Annotated in this window: 14 protein-coding genes; 8 read left to right on the top strand and 6 right to left on the bottom strand. The window is 50.4% G+C overall.

Features of this window, described 5'->3' with window-relative positions:
* Window positions 1-23 precede the first annotated feature (23 nt).
* From CWE09_RS06845 to tadA, 3 genes are all read left to right on the top strand, one after another.
* Window positions 24-1,187, top strand: a complete 1,164-nt coding sequence (locus tag CWE09_RS06845) for a GGDEF domain-containing protein (RefSeq protein ID WP_157982828.1) — start codon at window positions 24-26, stop codon at window positions 1,185-1,187.
* 50 nt (window positions 1,188-1,237) lie between these two features.
* On the top strand, window positions 1,238-2,620 hold the full coding sequence (locus tag CWE09_RS06840; protein WP_126803232.1) for a Na+/H+ antiporter NhaC family protein: 1,383 nt from the start codon (window positions 1,238-1,240) through the stop codon (window positions 2,618-2,620).
* Between the two features lie 376 nt (window positions 2,621-2,996).
* Window positions 2,997-3,497: a tRNA adenosine(34) deaminase TadA gene (tadA, locus tag CWE09_RS06835; protein ID WP_126803231.1), complete on the top strand. Its 501-nt coding sequence runs from the start codon at window positions 2,997-2,999 to the stop codon at window positions 3,495-3,497.
* On the opposite strand, the gene CWE09_RS14155 is transcribed toward tadA, so the two are convergent.
* On the bottom strand, window positions 3,472-3,645 hold the full coding sequence (locus CWE09_RS14155) for a hypothetical protein (protein WP_157982827.1): 174 nt from the start codon (window positions 3,643-3,645) through the stop codon (window positions 3,472-3,474). The genes tadA and CWE09_RS14155 overlap by 26 nt on opposite strands.
* Complete coding sequence (mltF, locus tag CWE09_RS06830) at window positions 3,642-5,099, bottom strand: membrane-bound lytic murein transglycosylase MltF (RefSeq protein ID WP_126803230.1); 1,458 nt, start codon at window positions 5,097-5,099, stop codon at window positions 3,642-3,644. The genes CWE09_RS14155 and mltF overlap by 4 nt, the downstream gene beginning before the upstream one ends.
* Before the next feature lie 163 nt (window positions 5,100-5,262).
* Between mltF and purL the strand changes: the two genes are divergently transcribed.
* Window positions 5,263-9,144: a phosphoribosylformylglycinamidine synthase gene (gene purL / locus CWE09_RS06825; protein ID WP_126803229.1), complete on the top strand. Its 3,882-nt coding sequence runs from the start codon at window positions 5,263-5,265 to the stop codon at window positions 9,142-9,144.
* An 838-nt stretch (window positions 9,145-9,982) separates the two neighbouring features.
* Here the strand turns inward: purL and CWE09_RS06820 are convergent.
* From CWE09_RS06820 to CWE09_RS06810, 3 genes are all read right to left on the bottom strand, one after another.
* A complete protein-coding gene (locus tag CWE09_RS06820; RefSeq protein ID WP_126803228.1) occupies window positions 9,983-11,329 on the bottom strand; it encodes an alkaline phosphatase in 1,347 nt (448 codons plus the stop codon).
* A 15-nt stretch (window positions 11,330-11,344) separates the two neighbouring features.
* The gene (gene smrA / locus CWE09_RS06815; RefSeq protein WP_126803227.1) at window positions 11,345-11,926 is read right to left on the bottom strand and encodes a DNA endonuclease SmrA; all 582 of its coding nucleotides are present in this window, start codon (window positions 11,924-11,926) and stop codon (window positions 11,345-11,347) included.
* Between the two features lie 111 nt (window positions 11,927-12,037).
* Window positions 12,038-13,207, bottom strand: coding sequence for a DcaP family trimeric outer membrane transporter (locus CWE09_RS06810; RefSeq protein ID WP_126803226.1), 1,170 nt, complete (start codon window positions 13,205-13,207; stop codon window positions 12,038-12,040).
* 144 nt (window positions 13,208-13,351) lie between these two features.
* Here CWE09_RS06810 and acs point away from each other — a divergent pair, with 144 nt between their 5' ends.
* Both acs and CWE09_RS06800 read left to right on the top strand, forming a co-directional pair.
* Window positions 13,352-15,295: an acetate--CoA ligase gene (acs, locus tag CWE09_RS06805; protein ID WP_126803225.1), complete on the top strand. Its 1,944-nt coding sequence runs from the start codon at window positions 13,352-13,354 to the stop codon at window positions 15,293-15,295.
* 39 nt (window positions 15,296-15,334) lie between these two features.
* Entirely contained in the window at window positions 15,335-15,997 is a 663-nt protein-coding gene (locus CWE09_RS06800; RefSeq protein WP_126803224.1) for a response regulator transcription factor, read from the top strand.
* Here CWE09_RS06800 and CWE09_RS06795 read toward each other — a convergent pair.
* Window positions 15,994-19,458: a PAS domain-containing hybrid sensor histidine kinase/response regulator gene (locus tag CWE09_RS06795; RefSeq protein ID WP_126803223.1), complete on the bottom strand. Its 3,465-nt coding sequence runs from the start codon at window positions 19,456-19,458 to the stop codon at window positions 15,994-15,996. The two genes, CWE09_RS06800 and CWE09_RS06795, sit on opposite strands and share 4 nt — an antisense overlap.
* Window positions 19,459-19,662: 204 nt before the next feature.
* Here CWE09_RS06795 and CWE09_RS06790 point away from each other — a divergent pair, with 204 nt between their 5' ends.
* A complete protein-coding gene (locus tag CWE09_RS06790) occupies window positions 19,663-19,929 on the top strand; it encodes a DUF4212 domain-containing protein (RefSeq protein ID WP_126803222.1) in 267 nt (88 codons plus the stop codon).
* 3 nt (window positions 19,930-19,932) lie between these two features.
* Entirely contained in the window at window positions 19,933-21,642 is a 1,710-nt protein-coding gene (locus CWE09_RS06785) for a sodium:solute symporter family protein (protein ID WP_126803221.1), read from the top strand.
* Window positions 21,643-21,696 lie beyond the last annotated feature (54 nt).

Here is a 21,696-nt window from a genome sequence, read left to right as displayed (position 1 = left end):
GCCGCACTACATTTGGATTGCAGATGAATATTGGATTTTTCTCAACGTTCTTAAGCCTGGCCATTAGCCTGATATGCGCACTTTACTTATATAGCATTCCTAAACCTGATAGATTCGAGAGTCGGATTGCACTGCAAAATTTCATTGCTTTTTATGTGCTCGCCTTCCTTGCCACCGGCATGTTTTTTATCACCGTAATGCAAAATAGCAATGCAGGTGCTTTTGTAGCTGGATTGATTAACTCCAGCCTTATTCTGCTCTCCTGCTACAGTCTTTATTTTGGCGTACGAAGCCTTTATACCAAACCCGTATTCGTTTTAAAAAGTCCACTGGCTCTGGCCCACTCCGTCATTATCGGTACCGGTCTGGCGGCCTGGATAACGCTGACAGAACAGACCGATTACGCGCCTATGCGAGGTATTCTTTATTTGAATATCTGCGCCATTTTATTCTTGGCTGTGTTCAGTTTTTTCCGTTACATGCCGAGAGATGGCAAGCGTTATCGTCTGTTTTTGGCCTCGCTGATTACTACCACATTGGCGTATCTGGTAACGCTGATCATTGATCAGATAGCGAGAGAGCCAATAGTTTATGGTTTCACCTTCGTTATTGCTCAAAATCTTGGCTTTGTAGCTATGTTTGGTGGCATTTACACCCTCTATATTTTTAATCTGATTGAGCAGCGTGAACAGCAGGCATTAACTGACCCTATGACAGGGCTTTATAACCGCCGGGTGCTGGAAGAAAAGCTTGGCCAACATGTGAATGTACTCGAGCGGGATAAAAGGCATATGTGCATGATCGTGATGGATATTGATCTCTTTAAAACTATTAACGACAGTCATGGTCATGATATTGGAGATCAAGTTATACAGCGAGTTGCGCAAACCATTACGGATTCAATACGGGATATTGACTTAGCCATTCGTAGCGGTGGTGACGAATTTATTATTATCTTGCCGGCTGTTACCCTGCTTGATGCAGAGAGCTGCGCGCAGCGCATCCATGCTAAATTAGAAGACATCCAGGTACCGTCCGAGAATAGTTGGGTGCGGGTAGCTGCGACTTTTGGGGTGGCGGGCCCGGCTACTGATTTTGATTCTTTATTTAAACGCAGCGATGCGATGTTGTATCAGGCCAAAGAGGCTGGGCGTAATCGTGTGATGACTGAAATAATAGGTATTTAAGACAATGAATTCACAGGTTCAAGCAGTCTTTTTTCTGCATGGAAAACATAATGTCAATTGAGGGTAGCTGGTTAAGTCTGTTACCTTCGCTGTTAGCTATTGCATTTGCAATCGCGACGCGGCGGGTGATTCTGGCGTTGCTGGGCGGCGTGTTACTGGCCAATGGGCTGTATCATTCGCCGGATATACTGGGCGCCGCCCTTGGTTCTGTCATTTCGCTGTCCACCACACTGGTGGACACCACAAACCTGCAAATATGGGCTTTTACGCTCGCTATAGGGGCCCTTTTTGGCGTACTGGAACGAGGTGGTAGTTTTGCCCATTTTGTACGCGCTCTGGAAAAACGACAATTAGCTGACAGTCCCCGCAAAGCACGCATGTTCACCTGGCTGCTTGGGGTTGTAGTATTTATAGAGTCAAACGTGTCTATTATGACTTCAGGCACCACATCACGGCCTTTGTATGACCGCCTTGGCGTGTCGCGCGAAAAACTGGCCTATATTATCGATTCTACCTGCGCGCCAATCTGTATTCTGATTCCGTTGAATGCCTGGGGCGCTTTTAATCTGGGCCTTATCAGTGCTCAGGATATTGCCAATCCGCTACTCACTTTTGCGCAGTCTCTGTTATTTAACTTTTACGCCATACTGGCTTTATTGCTGGCGCTTTGGGTGGCCTGGAGTGGCTGGAGTTTTGGCCCCATGCGTAAAGCAGATGCGCGCGCTGTGCCACAGTCATTACCTGAACAACAACAGGCGGTTAGTTATAACAGCGGTGCTGCACGAGGCGTAGGTCTGAGCCTGTTGAGTATGATTGTGATGGTGCCGGTCATGCTTTGGTTGACTGGCGGTGGCAGCATAGTGCAGGGCTCCGGCACCACCAGCGTGTTGACCGCCGTGTTATTAGCTCTTACGATCGCCACCCTGAGCAGCCGTCTGACCCTGTCGACTTCCTGGTCAGTGCTTGCCTTAGCGGCGCTTAATGGCGCCCGCCGCATTCTACCCTTGGCTGTCATTTTATGGCTGGCGATGGCACTGGGTGATATGACCCGTATGCTGGGAACCGCTGATTACATAACCTCACTACTGGATGGCAGTATGCCCCTGTGGCTGCTACTACCTCTTATTTTTATCCTGTCAGCCATAACTGCTTTTGCCATTGGATCCAGCTGGGGGACTTTCGCTATTATGTTGCCACTGGCTATTCCTTTGGCATTGTCTCTGGGTCTTCCGCCAGCGCCCTTTATTGCTGCTGCTATTTCCGGGGGCATTTTCGGCGATCATTCCTCACCTATTAGCGATACCACTATTATTGCTTCACTTGCTGCAGGCACTGAACATATTGATCATGTCAGAACTCAGTTGCCTTATGCACTGCTCGCGGCTTTCTTGACTGTTATTCTGTATTCTTTATATGGCGTGATGACATTTTAGCTGACGTCGGTTGACGTCAAAGCATGATTTTTGGCGCCTTCAGACAACCCCTTATCGCCGCTTTTTATTTTAAGTAATTGATACTTAACGGTTTTTAAATACTGGCGCAGCCTTTGCAATGTAAAGAAAGCAATGTGGCTGAATTGCGCTACATGCAAAAGGATTGCTATTGGTGGCACGGATGTTGGCAAGGATGTCAAAGCAAGGACAGAAAAAGGGCAGGGTTGCCATAATAATAAGGATAATGTGCAGGGAGCACTTGGAACTACAGGATGTACGCACAGGATGCGCAGGGACAGATAAAGGGACCAGCCCGCAGGACGCGGGCTTTTTTTTTGGTTATAATTCGGTCCTGGTTAATCAAAGCGAACCTCTAATGCCTAATCACGAAGACTACATGCGTCAGGCGCTGGATCTGGCCGCTAAGGCGGAATCTCAGGGCGAAGTGCCTGTGGGAGCCGTGCTGGTGCATGGCGATAAAGTCATCGGCGAAGGCTACAACCAGGTTATTACCCGGGCTGATCCTTCTGCCCATGCAGAAATGCTCGCGATACGTGAAGCCGCCGCTGTACTGGGCAATTATCGCTTATTAGACTGCACACTATATGTAACGCTGGAGCCCTGCGCTATGTGTGCCGGACTTCTGGTACATAGTCGTATTACGCAGCTAGTCTATGGTGCAGCAGACCCGAAAGCGGGTGCCTGTGGTAGCCAGCTGAACCTGGTTCAGCATGCTAAGCTCAATCACCAGGTCGCTATTACCAGCGGTATTTTGCAGGATGAATGCTCCCATCGGCTGTCGGCTTTTTTCCGCCAGCGTCGGGCCGCGCGTAAAGCGCTTAAGCAATCAGCTACTCCTCAGAATCAGAATCCTTAGTTTCAGCACCCGGGGCTATGGCCTGATGAAACCATTTTGCACGTCGCTCTATCAGGCGTAAACGGTGTCGCCGCCATAACTGGCGACGTCTTTCGTTTGGAATGATACGGGGTGCACGCTTTAAGTTTAAGGAACCTGTTCTTTTCACTCTGTCACCTCTTCGTCGGCCTGGGCTAATTCACTTTGTCCGGGGTAGGGAATTCGCCCGTGTTCATCCAGCCATTGCAAAGTATCGTAATAGCGTCGGATATTACCGACGTAGGTTACAGGTTCATTACCGCGGGCGTAACCAAAGCGTGTGGTTTTATAATATTGTTTTTGTCGTAATAGTGGTAAACGAGCACGCACATCAACCCAGTAATCCGGGTCGCCACCCTGGCGACTGGTAAGTTCCCGGGCGTCATTCAGATGTCCAAGCCCAACATTGTATGCAGCCAGCGCAAACCAGGTGCGGTCTGGTTCAGTAATGCGAGCCGGCAGGCGCTGGTGCATGCGGGCCAGGTAACGGGCGCCACCACGAATACTTTGTTCGGCGTCCAGACGGCTGCGGACCCCCATAGATCGTGCGGTCGGCAAGGTCAGCATCATCATACCGCGCACTCCGGTAGGAGAACGGGCCCAAGGATCCCAGTGACTTTCCTGGTAACTGATAGCGGCCAGTAACCGCCAGTCCAGGTCTCCGGCATACTGCTGAAACATTTCAATATATTCAGGTAGTGTGGTACTTACCGCCTGAATAAAGAGTTGGGTGTCGACATAGTTAAATTGCTGAACATGACCAAAATAGCGGTCTACCAGTTTGATAAGTTCGCCGTTTTCGTGCTGTTTGCCAATATGCTCAATAGCTGCAGCGTAAAGTGAATCATCGCTGCTGTCGGTAAAAGCCCAGGCCAGTGGCACCCTGTCACGCACGGTAAAAGCGACACTCAAATCCGGATAATAACGGCGCTTCACATCCAGAACATTGGTATCGGCAATGGTAAAGTCAATTTCCTCATTGATAACCTGTTCTAACAGCTCGTCAGCATCATAAAGCCGGGTGGTGCGCCAGGTCAGGTTAGGAAACTGAGTAGTTATTTCCTGCAGGTATTCTTCGTGGCTGCTTCCGGCGACTACTACCAGCTCGCCTTCCACCTGCTCCCAGTTACGCGGGCGTTCCATAGTACCTTGTTTAAAAATAAGGCGCTGTTCAACAATATGGTAGGGGGGGGTAAAACGCATGCGCTGGCGGCGCTTCTCCGTCACATCCAGGCCCGCTGCCAGAAAATCAACGTCACCGTCGTAGAGGCGCTGAAAAAGATGTTCAATATGCACTTCGTCAACAATCTGCAATTCTACACCCAGTTCTTCGGCTAAAGAACTGACCAGCTCGTATTCGAAGCCAGTGGGTAATTCGCCATCCAGATGGTAGCTGGATGAATTCATAATAGTGCCGACCCGCAGATAACCACGTTCTTCGATCTGATAGAGCTGGTTTTTGGCTGCTGACTCAGAATTACAACCTTGCAACATGAGCAGGGCACTGATGCCCAGTAAAGTGATTAACGCGCGGCTAAGCGAGGTTATCTTCTTGTTTTTGATTTGATTCAGGCTGCTTCGCATGCAACTCCTCGCTGTTACTACTTATCTCAGGTAATCCTGTAAGCCCTATTTATACCAGATCAGAAACGCGGGTGCATTGTCATTTGTGTCGCAAAATGTGACCGTTTTCTTTATAATCATGAGCCACCAAACCGTTGCTCACTCAAAACCGGAGTTCAGACCAGTGCAAATTCTGCGTGGCGCCCCAGCCTTATCCGATTTTCGCCAACAAAAGTTAATTCAACGCCTGTCTAATGCAGGTCTGAATGTCAGTGCTATTAGTGCTGAATTTATTCATATCTATCAGACAGAATCTGATCTTGACCAGACCCAGACCGAAATACTAAAGCAATTGCTGACTTATGGTCCGGCACGTCGGGGTGATGAGGTTGAAGGGCGTGAGGTTTTTGTGACACCGCGCCTTGGTACCATTTCTCCATGGTCTTCGAAGGCAACTGACATTGCGCATAACTGTGGTCTGAATACGGTCCGCCGTCTGGAGCGAGGTATTTTATACCGCTTACAAGGCGAACTGACCGATCAGCAATGGCAACAGGCACAGTTGTTTTTACATGACCGGATGACGGAAAGCACCTTTGACAGTATTGCACAGGCGCAGGTTTTATTTGCGGAAGCTAAGCCGCAGCCTTTAAGCGATGTCGATATTTTAAGTCAGGGTCGCGAAGCACTGGTGCATGCGAATATCGATCTGGGCCTGGCACTGGCGGATGATGAAATTGATTACCTGGTAGATAATTTCCGTGCGCTGGGTCGTAATCCTAATGATATCGAGCTCTATATGTTCGCACAGGCGAACTCAGAGCATTGCCGGCATAAAATATTTAATGCTGACTGGACCATTAATGGTGAACAACAGAGCAAATCTCTGTTTGCGATGATTAAAAACACCTATAAGACCACGCCTGATTTTGTGCTTTCTGCTTATAAAGATAATGCCGCGGTGATGACAGGCTCCGAAGCCGGTCGTTTTTTCCCCACGGCCGCCGAGCGTGAATATAGCTACCATCCTGAAAATATTCATATTCTGATGAAGGTTGAAACTCATAATCATCCTACTGCAATTTCGCCTTACCCAGGCGCTGCCACGGGGTCAGGTGGTGAAATTCGCGATGAGGGGGCCACCGGTATAGGTTCCAAACCGAAATCGGGGCTGGTTGGTTTTACGGTATCTGACCTGCGTATTCCGGGCTTCGAACAGCCCTGGGAAGAAGACTTTGGCAAACCCGATCGCATAGTTACTGCACTGGATATTATGCTGGAAGGGCCACTCGGTGGGGCCGCGTTTAACAATGAATTCGGCCGACCTAATATCCTTGGTTACTTCCGTACTTATGAAGAGATGGTCAACAGCCATAACGGTATGGAACTTCGTGGTTATCATAAACCTATTATGATCGCCGGCGGTCTGGGTAACATCCGCGAAGAGCACGTGCAGAAGAAAGAAATTCCTGTAGGGGCACCTTTGGTTGTTTTAGGCGGCCCGGCTATGAACATAGGCCTGGGCGGCGGTGCGGCCTCTTCAATGGCATCGGGTCAGTCTTCAGCTGAACTTGATTTTGCTTCCGTACAACGGGAAAACCCGGAAATTGAACGTCGCTGCCAGGAAGTGATTGACCGTTGCTGGCAACTGGGCGAACAGAACCCTATTGTGTTCATTCATGATGTCGGTGCAGGCGGTCTTTCTAACGCTATGCCAGAACTGGTGAATGACGGTGAGCGGGGCGGTAACTTTGAGTTGCGTGCTATCCCTAACGACGAACCCGGCATGACGCCACTGGCTATCTGGTGTAACGAGTCTCAGGAACGTTATGTAATGGCCATAGCGCCGGAACGTATGGCAGATTTTGTGGCTCTTTGTGAACGGGAAAGAGCGCCTTTTGCTGTCGTCGGTGAAGCCACCGCAGAGCGACACCTTAAGCTATACGATGAAGTATTTGATAATAACCCGGTCGATATGCCACTGGATGTGCTGTTAGGCAAAGCGCCTAAAATGCATCGTGATGTGCAAAGCCTGCAGGCTAACGGCGATGACTTCAGTAGCCATCACATTAGGCTTGAAGACGCTATTGAACGGGTATTGCGTTTGCCAGCAGTCGCCGAGAAAACCTTTTTGATTACCATTGGCGATCGCAGCGTTACCGGTCTGGTGGCCCGCGATCAAATGGTGGGTCCCTGGCAGATCCCGGTAGCAAACTGCGGTGTCACCGCAGCTTCCTATGACAGTTATGCCGGTGAAGCTATGGCTATGGGTGAACGTACCCCGGTTGCCTTACTCAACTATGCAGCTTCTGCACGTTTAGCTGTGGCCGAAGCTATTACGAATATCGCTGCCAACCCGATTGGCGACTTTAAACGCATTAAGTTATCCGCTAACTGGATGGCAGCAGCCGGACATCCGGGTGAGGACGCAGGGCTTTATGAAGCAGTGAAAGCTGTTGGCGAAGAGCTGTGCCCGGAACTGGAATTAACCATTCCGGTGGGCAAAGACTCGATGTCGATGAAAACCCGTTGGCAGGAAAACGGCGAAGATAAAGCCGTAACCTCACCTATGTCACTGGTAATCTCTGCGTTTGCCCGGGTTACTGACGTGCGCCAGAGCATTACGCCTCAATTGCAGCCTGACAGCGACAGTCAGCTGTGGCTGGTCGACTTTGGCCGTGGTCAAAATCGCCTGGGTGGCTCGGCGCTGGCACAGGTCTGTCGCAAATTAGGTAAAGAAAGCGCTGACTTAGACAAAGCCTCTGATTTAAAAGCTTTCTTTACTATTGTGCAGCAATTAGTCGCACAGCAGCAGCTACAGGCTTACCACGATCGCTCCGATGGCGGTCTTTTTACTACGCTGACCGAAATGGCCTTTGCCGGACATTGTGGCTGGACTGTGCAATTGCCGGAAGATCAGGACGTTATAGCTGCGCTGTTCAGTGAAGAACTGGGTGCCGTGCTGCAGGTTCCTGCCGCCGCTGCTGAAAACCTGCAGCAGCTTTTTGCTGACCAGGGCATCAGCGACATGCTGGTTTACCTTGGGCGTGCTCAGGCTGGTGATGATCTTGTTATTAGCCAGGGCGCTCAGCAGGTACTGCATGAAAGTCGTAGCCGACTGCGTGCGGTGTGGGCAGAAACCACTGACCAGATGCAGCGTTTACGCGATAATCCGGAATGCGCGGATGAAGAATTTAAAGCTAAGCAGGACAAGCAGGACCCTGGACTGCACAGTGAGCTTAGTTTTGATATTAATAAAGATGTAGCTGCACCTTATATCAGCAAAGGCACCGCGCCTCAGGTTGCTATCTTGCGAGAGCAGGGCGTTAATTCCCATTATGAAATGGCTGCGGCTTTTGACCGTGCTGGTTTTGCTGCCATTGACGTGCATATGAGCGACATTCTGTCTGGTCGAGTCAGTCTGGATCAGTTTCAGGCCCTTGCTGCCTGCGGTGGTTTCTCCTATGGGGACGTCCTTGGCGCCGGCGAAGGCTGGGCCAAATCCATTCTGTTTAACCCACGCGCCCGTGACGAATTCAGTCGCTTTTTTGCGCGACAGGACACTTTATCCTTAGGTGTCTGTAACGGCTGTCAGATGCTGTCCAACCTGCATGACCTGATACCAGGCAGCGAAGGCTGGCCACGTTTTGTCAGCAATCGTTCCGAACGTTTTGAAGCGCGTTTCAGCATGGTTGAAATACAGAAGTCTCCTTCCTTGCTGTTCGAAGGCATGCAGGGTTCACGTATGCCAATCGCTGTTTCGCATGGCGAAGGCCGGGTTGAATTTGCCGCTGCCGATGGTGCCAGTAAGCTGGATGCTTCAGGTCAGGTAGCGCTGCGTTACGTGGATAACTATGGCAAGGTCACTGAGCAGTATCCGGCCAACCCGAATGGTTCCGAAGCGGGCATGACAGGTGTAACCAGTGCTGATGGACGGGTAACCCTGATGATGCCGCATCCGGAGCGGGTCTTCCGTACGGTGGCCAACTCATGGCATCCGGCAGAGTGGGGCGAAGATAGCCCTTGGATGCGCCTGTTCCGCAATGCCCGGGTAGCTATCGGTTGATCTGGCTGGGGCCGGGCGAGGCTTCCGGTGTTCGGCTCGTGCCGACCTACGCGGCGTTCGCTCGATTCTGGTAGGGCAGGCTTGGCCTGCCGTGGAAACGCTGGCAAACCTCAATGCCCTTCGGTTCTCGCCTGGTATCGGGTCCCTTGTTGCATGTATGGCGGCATGAATGGCAACGCGTATAAAGTTGCCAGCGCGGATTTTACATAGTGCAACCGGATAGCTCCCACGGCAGGCGAAGCCTGCCCTACGGGGCTGATTCTGGTAGGGCAGGCTCGGCCTGCCGTGGAAACGCTGGCAAACCTCAATGCCCTTCGGTTCTCGCCTGGTATCGGGTCCCTTGTTGCATGTATGGCGGCATGAATGGTTGTTTGGATGGTCACGTACATGAGAGCGTGCATAAAGTTGCGCGTGCGGACGGTACATAGTGCAACCGGATAGCTCCCACGGCAGGCGAAGCCTGCCCTACGGGGCTGATTCTGGTAGGGCAGGCTCGGCCTGCCGTGGAAACGCTGGCAAACCTCGATGCCCTTCGGTTCTCGCCTGGTATCAGGTTCCTTGTTGCATGGATGGCGGCATGAATGGTTGTTTGGATGGTCACGTACATGAGAGCGTGCATAAAGTTGCGCGTGCGGACGGTACATAGTGCAACCGGATAACTCCCACGGCAGGCGGAGCCTGCCCTACGGGGCTGATTCTGGTAGGGCAGGCTTGGCCTGCCGTGGAAACGCTGGAAAACCTCAATGCCCTACGGGTCTTGTCGCCCGGTAGCGGCTCTCAATGCCTGCAATTCAATCCCCTTCCTTTGGACACCCTCGCAGTACGAGGGCGTTATTTTTTAATCCTGAACTTTAATCCACTCAATAAATTGCCTGGCGATATCCGTTTGATCCTGGGTGCCTCGGAAGTGTTCAGCCCAGGGGCCGGCTGCTATTACCGGTACATCTTCACCGGTATGGCCGCTGGTAGTCCAGCCCGCGCGGGTGTGATAACCAACAATATCGCGTAGCACATCATTAATAGCTTCCCGGTGATTATCACCTTCGTAACTGGCTACCCGTTTAAGCTCCGACTGCTGCTCTGTACTTAGCGGGAAAGGCAGGTGTGCCTCAATGTAGTCGTCCCAGTCAATGCCTGGCATGTCTTTCAGTTCAGTCGCCATCAGGCGAAGACTACGGCCAATTTTATTGATTTCGCTGGCACGGAACTGGTATTCGCCGTCAGCTCCTAAAGTCAGGCCACCCGTAGAGTGGTCAGCCGTAACCACGAGTGCGGTATCGCCCTGTTCTTCAACATAAGGGATCAGGAATTCAAGGAGTTGGTCAAGTTCTGCCATTTCGTGCATAGCACAACCAATATCATTGCCATGACCACACCAGTCGATCATGGCCGCTTCAATCATGATGACGTAGGGTTGATCAGCGTTTTCTAACAGGCGCAGGCTTTCTTCAACCATCATTTTCAGACGTTTTTCGTCATCAATAACATAAGGAAAGTCGCGATCATGAAAGAGCCCAATCAATGGCAGGCGCTGCTGGGTCTGCAAGTCTTCATAGCTGCTAACCACTCGCATTCCGTGGTTACGGAAGTACTCCAGGTGGTCCACTGCTTCATTTTCTTCATCGCCTTCGCGAACGAAAAATTGGCGCCCGCTACCTAGCATCAAATCGAACTTCCAGCTGCCGTCTTCATTACGGGTCGCGTATTGGTCGGCTATTTCTGCTTCCATGCGGCGTTGCGGTACATGAGCAAAAAAGCTGGCTGGGGTTGCATGAGTGACCCGGGTGGTCGCTATGGTACCGGTCAGAAAGCCACGCTCGTTGGCATATTCCATCATGTTTTTTAGCGGCTGTTCATCAGCATCCACTCCAATGGCGCCATTGTATGTTTTATAACCTGTCGCCAGAGCAGTGCCGCTGGCAGCTGAATCTGTTACCAGGGTACCATCGGCCGGATAAGTGCTGGCTGCGCCGACCAGGTAGCGATCAAAAATAGTATGCTCCATATCGGCCTGGTCGGTCATACCGCGGCCATCTTTAAAATAACGGTAAGCGGATAAATAAGGGAACCCCATACCGTCGCCGATGACCATAATCAGATTACGAGGCGCTTCTTCAGCTTTTGCCGACACACTGAAAGCCATACTGGTAATCAGTGTCAGGCTTATGAATATACTTCTGAACATAATTGTAGTTCCTATTTAACGACGTCGGTTTAATTCTTTGGTAGCTATTTTAGCAGCGGTATTTTTCCGGATTATGACATAGCTTGCACCGGCACCACCATGTTCCGGTCGTGCGCTGTGGAATGCCAGTACCTGGTTCAACAGGGGCAGCCATTGCCGACAAAGACTTTTTAATAACGCTGGCTGAGGTTTGCTTTGCCGACCCATGCCATGAATAATCAGCGCATTGCGTACCCCTTTCTGGTAGCACTGCTGAATAAAGTCGGCTACCGCCAGTCTGGCCTGACTTACCCGATGCTGATGCAGGTTAAGGCTGGCCTGTATTTCATATTGACCGCGCTTTAAACGCCGGAATACACCATCCTGCACACCGTCGCGTCGCCAGCTAATGGTTTCCAGCGGCTCGACCCAGTCTGTTACCTGTTCCGGTAGTTGTTCAGCAACAGAAAGTTTTGCTGATTCAACAGCTGCACGTCGGCGTTCCTCTTGTGCCAGTGTCGACGCATGAGGCTGACGCACTTCGGCGACAGCTTCACCTTTTAATGGTTGAACATCGCTCATGAGCTGACGAAATTCGGGGCTATCATTATTTGGCATAGCTTCCTCCCACGATCAGCATTGTACCAAAGTCGGAGCAAAAACCTATATTTGTCGAGGGAGGTAAAAAAAAGCCGCCCACGAAGGGCGGCTAGTCGTTAGCGGCAAACTTTAGAAACTATAACTGGCCGAAAACTGCAGGCGATCCATATGGCCATCGGCATCACTGAGCAAAGTGCGTGTAGCACGACTTAACTCGGCACCCAATACCAGACGTTCGTTAGCCTGATACATCAGGTTAGCGGCGAAACGTTCTGTACCATCGTTACTCTCGATACCTGCCAGCATTTCGCTGTTATCGACATCGGCACGTGAATAGATCAGGTTGGTCCGGTAGCGATCGCTCCAGACATGGCGGTAAGCAAAAGAGAAACCAGTTACATCAATAGCATCCAGATTTAGATCTTCAGTCAGCACAGCGCCGTTAGCAAGATTAATGCCTACATAACGACCCAGACCCGGACCGTGCACAACACTGGTGCGAATATCATGAGGACCGATATCCCATTTTAATGCCAGGCTTACTCCGTACCCCATTTCGGTATCACTAATGCCTGCAGCGTTGTTGCGGTACTCCAGACGACGCAGGATACCGGCAATGCTGTAAAACACGTCTCCGTTCTGTTGAGCATAACGTGCGGTTAAATCGGGCATCGCGGTATCGCCAGTGGTAATACGCGCGTTTCCGCCCTGATAGGGAGTCACTGTAGTTTCGGGAGCTTCGATAGAAAACGACCAGCCATTATCAAACGTATAACGAAGTTGCGGCTGGCGGTTAAAGACGATTCCGTCGGCAACCCCTACAAAATCAGGAGCTTCGGGAATGATAGCCAGTTCCTGGAAGTTACTCCAGAACTGGCCGACCGTCCAGTTGCGGTAAGCGATGAACGCATGCCGTACGCGAGGTGAGTAAGAACTGGTGACTCGGCCATCCCCCCCAGCTGTGCCCAGAAAATCAAATTCAAAATAACCACGAATGCTCTCGCCGTTTTCTAGTTGCTGTGTGGCTTCAAAGAAAAAACGTGACTCGCGCGCATGGAAGTCGGTTACCGTGTTGCTGTCAGCTCCCCCTACTGGGGTCAGGCCTGGAATATAGAAGTCCCGGCCTATGCTTCCGCCTGGTATCTTGCCGTCAGAGAAACGGCTGGTCATAAAATCTGCTTTAATATAACCACCAACACGATATTCTGTGTCAGCAAGGGCACTTGCAGAAAGCCCAAAGGAACCCAGAGCTAGTAAGCTGCCTGCAACTGCGCTTGTTATTTTTTGTGAATTATTCATTTGCTGACCTCATTAAATGACTGAAGATGGGGTTCAGCATCGAACAAAGTACCTATAAGGGTCAATCTAGACTATGGTCTAATAGGTTTTCACCCCCGGAAACGAGTACAAATAGCAGCACATTAGAATTATGGAGGAGTCATCATGGCACAAGCGAAATATCCAATGCCGGCTGAACTAAAAAACGAAGCGCGCCTGGATCCTGCCAAGTATCAGGAAATGTACAATCAATCTATTGCTGACCCGGACACATTCTGGTCCCAACATGGTAAGCGCATTACCTGGTTCACTCCTTATGGTCAGGTGAAAAATACTCAATTCGATAAAGATAATGTGAAAATAGAGTGGTTCCGTGATGGCACTTTAAACGCTTGTTATAACTGCGTTGATCGTCATTTACCCGAACGCGCTGATAAAACCGCGATTATCTGGGAAGGTGACGATGTCGACGAGCAGAAACATATTACTTACCGTGAATTGCACGAGCAGGTTACCCGTTTTGCCAATGGCCTGAAAAAGCTGGGTGTTAAAAAGGGACACCGGGTTGCTATTTATATGCCGATGGTTCCGGAAGCGGCTTACGCCATGCTGGCTTGTGCCCGTTTAGGGGCTATTCACTCGGTTATTTTTGGCGGTTTTTCGCCAAATGCTATCGCCGATCGGGTTAATGATTGCGAAGCTAAAGTTATTATTACCGCCAATGAAGGCCGCCGCGGCGGCAAAGGCGTACCTTTAAAAGCGAATGTAGATAAAGCGGTGGCAAAGGGCGCCTGTCCTACCGTGGACAACGTTGTGGTGTTCAAACACACCGATACCCAGGGCGACTGGAACGACGATCTGGATGTCTGGTGGCATGAACTGATTGGTGATTGCGATACTGACTGCCCGGCGGAAGTAATGTTTGCCGAAGACCCGCTGTTTATTCTGTATACCTCAGGCTCAACCGGCACTCCTAAAGGGGTCCTGCATTCCACCGGTGGTTATATGGTGTATGTTTCCATGACCCACGAATATGTATTCGATATCCGTGAAGACGATATTTATTGGTGTGCAGCTGATGTAGGCTGGATTACCGGACACAGTTATATCGTTTACGGACCATTAGCGAACGGTACGACTACCCTGATGTTTGAAGGTGTGCCTACCTATCCGGATGAGACCCGCATTGCGAAAATTATCGACAAGCACAAGGTCAACATTCTGTATACGGCACCGACTGCTATTCGTGCCTTAATGGCGAAAGGCGATGCGGCCGCACGAGGCACCAAACGAGACAGTCTGCGTATCCTTGGCAGTGTGGGCGAACCCATTAACCCGGAAGCCTGGGAGTGGTATCACAGCGTCATTGGTAACTCTCAATGTCCGATTATGGATACCTTCTGGCAGACAGAAACCGGCGGCATTATGATTTCTCCGTTGCCGGCAGCCAGTGATATGAAACCAGGTGCTGCAATGACGCCTTTCTTTGGCGTACGACCCGCACTGGTGGATAATGAAGGTAATCACCTGGAAGGTGCCAGCTCAGGTAACCTGGTGATACTGGATTCCTGGCCAGGTCAGGCACGTACCTTGTGGGGCGATCACGAACGCTTTGAGCAGACCTACTTCAGTACTTATGACGGTGTTTATTTCACCGGCGACGGCGCCCGGATAGACGAAGACGGCGATCTTTGGATTACCGGTCGTGTCGACGATGTTCTTAACGTCTCCGGACACCGTTTAGGCACTGCGGAAATTGAGAGCGCTTTGGTAGCTCATGAAGCGGTGGCTGAAGCGGCTGTGGTGGGTTTTCCCCATGATCTTAAAGGGCAGGGCATTTATGTCTATGTAACTGTGGTTGATGGTGTAGACACCAGTGACGAACTGCGTGCTGAATTGATCAAATGGGTGCGTCAGGAACTGAGCCCCATTGCCACTCCCGATCATATTCAATGGGCACCGGGCCTGCCTAAAACACGGTCCGGTAAAATCATGCGTCGTATTTTGCGTAAAATTGCGGCGAACGAACATGAGAGCCTGGGTGACACCTCTACGCTTGCGGATCCGAGTGTGGTAGAGTCACTTATAGACAACCGTTTGAACAAGTAAGCCCCGTCAGCAGTTTGGACGGCGCGGTTCTGAGGCGTTATGACCAAACTTTTAATAGCAGACGACCACCCCTTATTTCGCGAGGCACTGCAAGGTGCCCTCGCGAATCATTTCGTTGATCTTCAGATTCTGGAAGCAGACAGCCTGGAAAGCACCCTGGATGTTTTGCATGCCGATGATGATATCGATCTTCTGTTGCTGGACCTGCATATGCCGGGTAGCGGTGATCTCTATGGTCTGATTCGTATTCGGGAAGACTTTCCATTATTGCCTGTCGCTATTATCTCAGGGAGTGAAGATACTCAGGTGATAGGGCGCTGCATTGGCTTTGGTGCTTTAGGTTTTATTCCTAAGTCTATGTCGTCAAAAAGCATTGCAGAAGCCATTGCCAGTATTTTAGAGGGTGATGAATGGGTGCCCGAGCAGGTACGTTCTCAGGTACAGGCTCTGTCCCGGGCCGATATAGAGTTAGCCGACAAAGTGTCTGCCCTGACTCCGCAACAATACCGCGTGCTTTTTCTGGTACACGAAGGTTTGCTGAATAAACAGATTGCCTACCAATTGGGTATCACTGAAGCGACCGTGAAGGCACACATGACCGCCATTTTCCGCAAGCTGGATGTGTATAGTCGCACTCAGGCAGTGCTACTTGCCGAACGTTTGCAGCTTGCCCCACCCGAGGAACAAGCTGCCCAGGATTAAACGCGTTTGTTTTTAAGGCGTTGTATATGCTGTAACAGCGCTTTCAGCTGAGCCGGCTTAACGGGTTTGGACAAAAACTGTAAACCCGCCTGGCGCGCCTGCTTTTTAACTTCCGGATCCTGTACTGCCGTAACCAGCGCTCCAGGCAGAAATTCACCCCATACCTCTTTTAAAGCCTGCGCCAGATTCAGACCATCGCTTTCTTCATCCAGTTGATAATCAAGTAATAAACCATCAGGTTCAGGATTATTTTTGGCGAATGCAATGGCTTCCGTAACGGAAGTGAAGCAATCACAGGTGCAGCCCCACTTATCGAGCAACGCGCGCATGGCGTGGAGGTTTTCCGGGTTATCATCGACGCATAAAAAATGCAGCTCAGAGGTAGTCGCTGACGACACGCGTTGTGGTTTCTGACGAATAACATGGACAGCTTCGCCCATTGGAATACGTACTGAAAAGCAGCTGCCTTTGCCTAAAGTAGAACGAATCTGAATAGGGCAGGCCAATTGCTGCGCCATGCGTTGGGCAACACTTAAACCCAGTCCAACACCGCTGGTGGTCCCTTTGTGGTAGCGGATAAAAGCTTCGAATATGGTTTTATGTTGCTGCTCCGGAATGCCAGGTCCGGTATCCCACACGCTTATTTCGACCAGTCGGCCACGCACCCGAACACCCAGTACAACACGACCTGTGTCCGTATACTTAATCGCATTGGAGAGGAAGTTCTGGATGATGCGACGTAAATAAGTCGGGTCGGTGTGAACAACCAGTGAGGATCTTACATGGGCATGAAAACCGAGTTTGCGTTGCTCCGCCAGTACATTATATTCGTTGATTAAGGGGGGCAGAATAGTGTTCAGATCAACATGTTTGAGCTTAGGCTGCAGGGCTCCCTGTTCCATTTTGGCAATCGCTAGCAAAGTCGACAGTAAGTTTTCTGTCGAGTCCAGCGCCGTATCAACTTTGTGTAACAGGCTTTGCTGTTTACTTTCCAGCTGGTCCTGATCCACCGCAGAAAGGTAAAGACGCGCTGCATTCAGCGGTTGCAGTATGTCATGACTGGCTAACGCGAGGAATTTGGTTTTGCTGGCGTTAGCGCCTTCTGCTTCCGCTTTAGCTGCTTTTAATTCTTTTTCAATTTCCCGGCGATGCACGACTTCTTCAGTCAGTTCACGGTTGACTTCGCGCACCTGTTTAGTGCGGCTTTGAATGCGGGCTTCCAGATCAATATTGGCATCTTCCAGGGCCTGCTGGGTTTCAATATGTTCAGTTACGTCTGAAAAACTGGTGACAAAGCCACCATTGGGTAGCGGATTACCAACCATCTCAATAATGCGCCCGTCGCTGCGGCGGCGAATAAAGCGGTGAGGAGAGCCGTGTTGCATATGGCGCAGTCGTTTCTCGACCAGGTCTTCAATTTTACCCACTCCGCACTCACCTCGTTCCGCATTGAAACGGATTAAGTCGGCAATGGGACGGCCTGGCTGCACCATACCGTCGGGGTACTGGAAAAGATCCAGATAACGTTTATTCCATACCACCAGGCGTAAGTCAGCGTCCACTACGGAAATGCCCTGAGCCAGATTCTCCAGCGAGCTGAACATAATTGACTGTTGCGTTTGCAAGGCCTGGGTGGTGTCGTCGAAGAAATGGACCACTTCTTCCAGGTTTAGCTGACGGTCGGCCAGAGCGGCGTCAACCAGTGAACGAGCCGTGGCAGCGCCTAGCACCCCGGCAATGGTGCGTTCTGTGAAGTCGATAAAGTGGGGTGCAGCCAGCGCATTTAATTGAATATCATGTTGTTGTTTGTAATCGTTCAGTAGCTGATCGGTGCGTTCACGGCCTAAAAATGTCTGCATTAGCATTTTCAGATCACGCCCGCGTGCCTGGTGCTGCTGAGTCGGTTGCTGTGGGATTTCACTGTCGCGAGGTCGTACAAAGGCCATTGCCTGAATTTTATCCAGGAGGCTGGGTATTGCAAGCAGGCTGAATAATATATAAGCCAGCGTATTGGCGCTGACGCTCAGCAAAGCGCCATAGGTAATGATAGTTTCGGTTTCCTGAGGACTGGTTATACCGCCACCGAGCAAGGGCAATAAAATAGCTACCACCCAGGTAATAAAACCTGCGCTCAGTCCCATATAAACACCCTGAGCCTGGCCCCGGCGCCAGTATAATCCGCCTAACATAGCCGGTAGTAGCTGTATGACCACAGAGAATGCCAGTAAGCCCATGCTGACCAGGTTCAGATCCGCCAGCCAGAAGTGATAACAGACCCAGCCCATGATCAAGATGCTGGTAATAGCGACCCGTCGGACTAGTAACAGTTTTCGATAGAAGCGGCGCGCCTGAGGCATACGGCCGACATCACGTTTTAACACTAGCGGCATAATGACATCGTTACTGACCATGGTACTTAACGTCAGCGTCGCTATGACCACCATAGCGGTGGCAGCGGAAATACCGCCTAGATAAATAATTAAAGTAAGGGCTTCAAAACCCGCATTTAGCGGCAGCAGCAGGGAATAGGTGCTGCCGTCTATATGCTCGGGTAACAGGTGGCTACCGGCTATGGCTATGACCGCAATCGCCAGTGAGGTCAGTAATAAATAAAGCGGAAACAGCCAGCGTGCGGTACTCAGGTGCGACAAGTGCACGTTATCAATAACGGTGACATGAAACTGACGCGGCAAACAAAGAATAGCGCCGGCCGCCATAAACAACTGGATAATGAAAAGGGGTGTTAAAGCGCCGCTCAGGGTCCATCCTGGATTCAGATTCAGGCTTTGTAGCTGTGCGGTGAAACTCAGCGAGGTGCCGCTACGTAATAAATACCAGGCGACGATTGCCGCCGCTAATAAGGCTAAGAGCTTAACAGCCGACTCGAACGCAATCGCTAACATCAGGCCGCTGCGGTATTGAGTGACATCAATATGACGGGTACCGAACATAATGGCGAACGCGGCCATTAACAGGGCAACCACGAGCTCCTTCAGGGAATATGCGGCAGTCGGGTCGTCAGCGCCAATAACAGCGGTAAAGCTGAGACCTACGGCTTTAAGTTGCAACGCGATATAAGGCACGATCGCAAGTGCGGCAATAATAGTAATAACCAGCGCCATGCGATGCTGTTTGCCATAACGGGAGGCAATAAAGTCGGCAATAGAAGTAGTGTTCTGTTGCTTACTGACCGCCACCATCTTACGTACTACTGAAATACCGAAAATATACAGCAGCATAGGGCCGAGCAGGATAGGCAAGAAGCTCCAGCCTGCAGTGGCCGCATTACCGATAGCACCGTAATAAGTCCATGATGTGCAGTAAATAGCCAGAGACAAGGCATAGACGCTGGGATGCAAACTCCACTGATACCCAAGGCTTTTGCGCTTGTCACCCCAGACCGCAATGGCAAACAGTAAAGCAATATAAATCAGGCCGCTGAGTATCAGAATCCAGCTCATGAAGGTTCCTGTATGAGTGTGGGCAAACTTGCCTCAATGTAACGGGTTGCAAGGGTATGCGCAATATTGAAGGCTCCGTACAGCAGGCTCTACGACTAAGGTCCAATACGACTAATGTCCAATTCCGCTTTCCCTGCGCGCTGATACAGTCAGCTGTGACATAACTACTATAACTTTTTATAACAACACTTGGAGGGCGTTTCCATGGGATTTGAATCAGAAGACCATGCCAAAGCCTATTGGAAAGAGAATTTAGCACTGATGCTTAAGTTGCTGTCAGTCTGGTTTATTGTCTCTTTCGGATTCGGCATTATTCTGGCGGACTGGCTTAACCAGATCCAATTTTTTGGCTTTAAACTGGGTTTTTGGTTTGCCCAGCAGGGCGCGATTTACACCTTCATCGTGCTGATTTTTATCTATATCCGGCAGATGAATAAGCTGGATAAAAAATATCAGGTCGAGGAGGAGTAAATAATGGATATTCAGACTTTAACCTTTATTGTCGTTGGCTTGACCTTCGCCTTGTATATAGGTATTGCTATCTGGGCCCGGGCGGGTTCAACCAATGACTTTTATGTTGCTGGCGGTGGTGTACCACCCGTTGCTAATGGTATGGCAACGGCAGCAGACTGGATGTCGGCAGCTTCCTTCATTTCGATGGCCGGTTTAATCTCCTTTTTAGGTTATGACGGCAGTGTGTACTTGATGGGCTGGACCGGTGGTTACGTACTACTGGCGCTGTGTTTAGCGCCTTACTTGCGTAAATTTGGTAAGTTCACGGTACCGGATTTCATTGGTGACCGTTACTACTCACAGACTGCCCGTACCGTGGCTGTTATTTGTGCCATTCTGGTGTCCTTTACTTACATCGCCGGTCAAATGCGTGGTGTGGGCGTAGTTTTCAGTCGCTTCCTGGAAGTGGATATTACTATGGGCGTGCTTATCGGCATGGCGATGGTTTATTTCTACACCCTGTTAGGCGGCATGAAAGGCATTACTTATACTCAGGTTGCCCAGTATTGTATTCTGGCTTTTGCCTACACAGTACCTGCGGTGTTCATCTCTTTTCAGATGACAGGTCACGTGTTACCGCAAACCGGCTTTGGTGCAACGCTTGCCGATGGTTCCGGTGCTTTCCTGCTGGAACGTCTGGACGGCTTGTCTACGGAATTAGGCTTTGATGCTTATACCGAAGGTAGTAAGGCAACCCTGGATATATTTGCTATCACGCTTGCGTTGATGGTGGGTACCGCTGGTTTACCGCACGTTATTATTCGTTTCTTCACCGTACCTAAAGTGAGTGACGCACGTCGTTCAGGTGGTTGGGCTCTGGTATTTATTGCTGTGGTTTATACAACAGCACCAGCAATTGCCTCGATTACCAAGGTCAACGTGTTGAATACGATTAACGGCCCGGATCAGCAGGGGGTCATGTACGAAGATGCACCGACCTGGATAACCAACTGGGAACGTACTGGTTTGATACAGGTGAGTGAAGAAGCCCGTGCTGGTGAAGAGCCTATGTTCTTCTCTAATGATGAGCGTCATAATACGAGTGTAGATGCGGACATCATTGTACTTGCCAGTCCTGAAATCGGTAATTTGCCAAACTGGGTAGTTGCTTTAGTGGCTGCTGGTGGTGTTGCTGCGGCATTATCAACGTCAGCAGGTTTGTTGCTGGTGATATCCAGTTCGGTGTCCCATGACTTACTGAAACGAACCCTGAAGCCCAATATCACTGACAGGCAGGAACTCTTATACGCGCGTATTGCAGCGGGTGTGGCGGTTCTGATCGGTGCTTACTTTGGTATTAATCCGCCAGGCTTTGTTGCCGAGGTGGTTGCCTTCGCGTTCGGTCTGGCAGCAGCATCCTTTTTCCCTGCGATTATTATGGGTATCTTCCATAAACGCATGAATAGCACGGGTGCTATTGCCGGTATGGTAACTGGTATACTCTTTACATTGTCCTATATTGTCTACTTTAAGTTCATCAACCCGACCGCCGGGCCGGATGAGTGGTTCTTAGAGATTTCGCCTGAAGGCATAGGTACTGTAGGCATGATTCTGAACTTCATTGTGGCTAATGTTGTGTTGAAGTTCACTAAAGATGCACCAGAAGAGATACAGGAGCTGGTTGAGTCTATCCGTTATCCGAAAGGATCAGGGGCTGCAACTGGTCATTAACCCAGGAATGCGTTGCCCAGGTAACGCACTCTGACCAAAACGGAACCCCTGGGT

The organism is Aliidiomarina minuta (genome assembly GCF_003987145.1).
Lineage (GTDB): Bacteria > Pseudomonadota > Gammaproteobacteria > Enterobacterales > Alteromonadaceae > Aliidiomarina > Aliidiomarina minuta.
Note: the sequence above shows the minus strand (reverse complement) of the source record. Positions and strands in the feature narration are given on the sequence as shown.

Bases quoted from the DNA above. Each gene is read 5' to 3' on its own strand.
- acs (WP_126803225.1), top strand. From the start codon at position 13,352: ATGGCACAAGCGAAATATCCAATGCCGGCTGAACTAAAAAACGAAGCG.
- CWE09_RS06820 (WP_126803228.1), bottom strand. From the start codon at position 11,329: ATGTTCAGAAGTATATTCATAAGCCTGACACTGATTACCAGTATGGCT.
- mltF (WP_126803230.1), bottom strand. From the start codon at position 5,099: ATGCGAAGCAGCCTGAATCAAATCAAAAACAAGAAGATAACCTCGCTT.
- CWE09_RS06845 (WP_157982828.1), top strand. From the start codon at position 24: ATGAATATTGGATTTTTCTCAACGTTCTTAAGCCTGGCCATTAGCCTG.
- CWE09_RS06790 (WP_126803222.1), top strand. From the start codon at position 19,663: ATGGGATTTGAATCAGAAGACCATGCCAAAGCCTATTGGAAAGAGAAT.
- CWE09_RS06810 (WP_126803226.1), bottom strand. From the start codon at position 13,207: ATGAATAATTCACAAAAAATAACAAGCGCAGTTGCAGGCAGCTTACTA.
- CWE09_RS06840 (WP_126803232.1), top strand. From the start codon at position 1,238: ATGTCAATTGAGGGTAGCTGGTTAAGTCTGTTACCTTCGCTGTTAGCT.
- smrA (WP_126803227.1), bottom strand. From the start codon at position 11,926: ATGCCAAATAATGATAGCCCCGAATTTCGTCAGCTCATGAGCGATGTT.
- tadA (WP_126803231.1), top strand. From the start codon at position 2,997: ATGCCTAATCACGAAGACTACATGCGTCAGGCGCTGGATCTGGCCGCT.
- CWE09_RS06785 (WP_126803221.1), top strand. From the start codon at position 19,933: ATGGATATTCAGACTTTAACCTTTATTGTCGTTGGCTTGACCTTCGCC.
- CWE09_RS06795 (WP_126803223.1), bottom strand. From the start codon at position 19,458: ATGAGCTGGATTCTGATACTCAGCGGCCTGATTTATATTGCTTTACTG.
- CWE09_RS06800 (WP_126803224.1), top strand. From the start codon at position 15,335: ATGACCAAACTTTTAATAGCAGACGACCACCCCTTATTTCGCGAGGCA.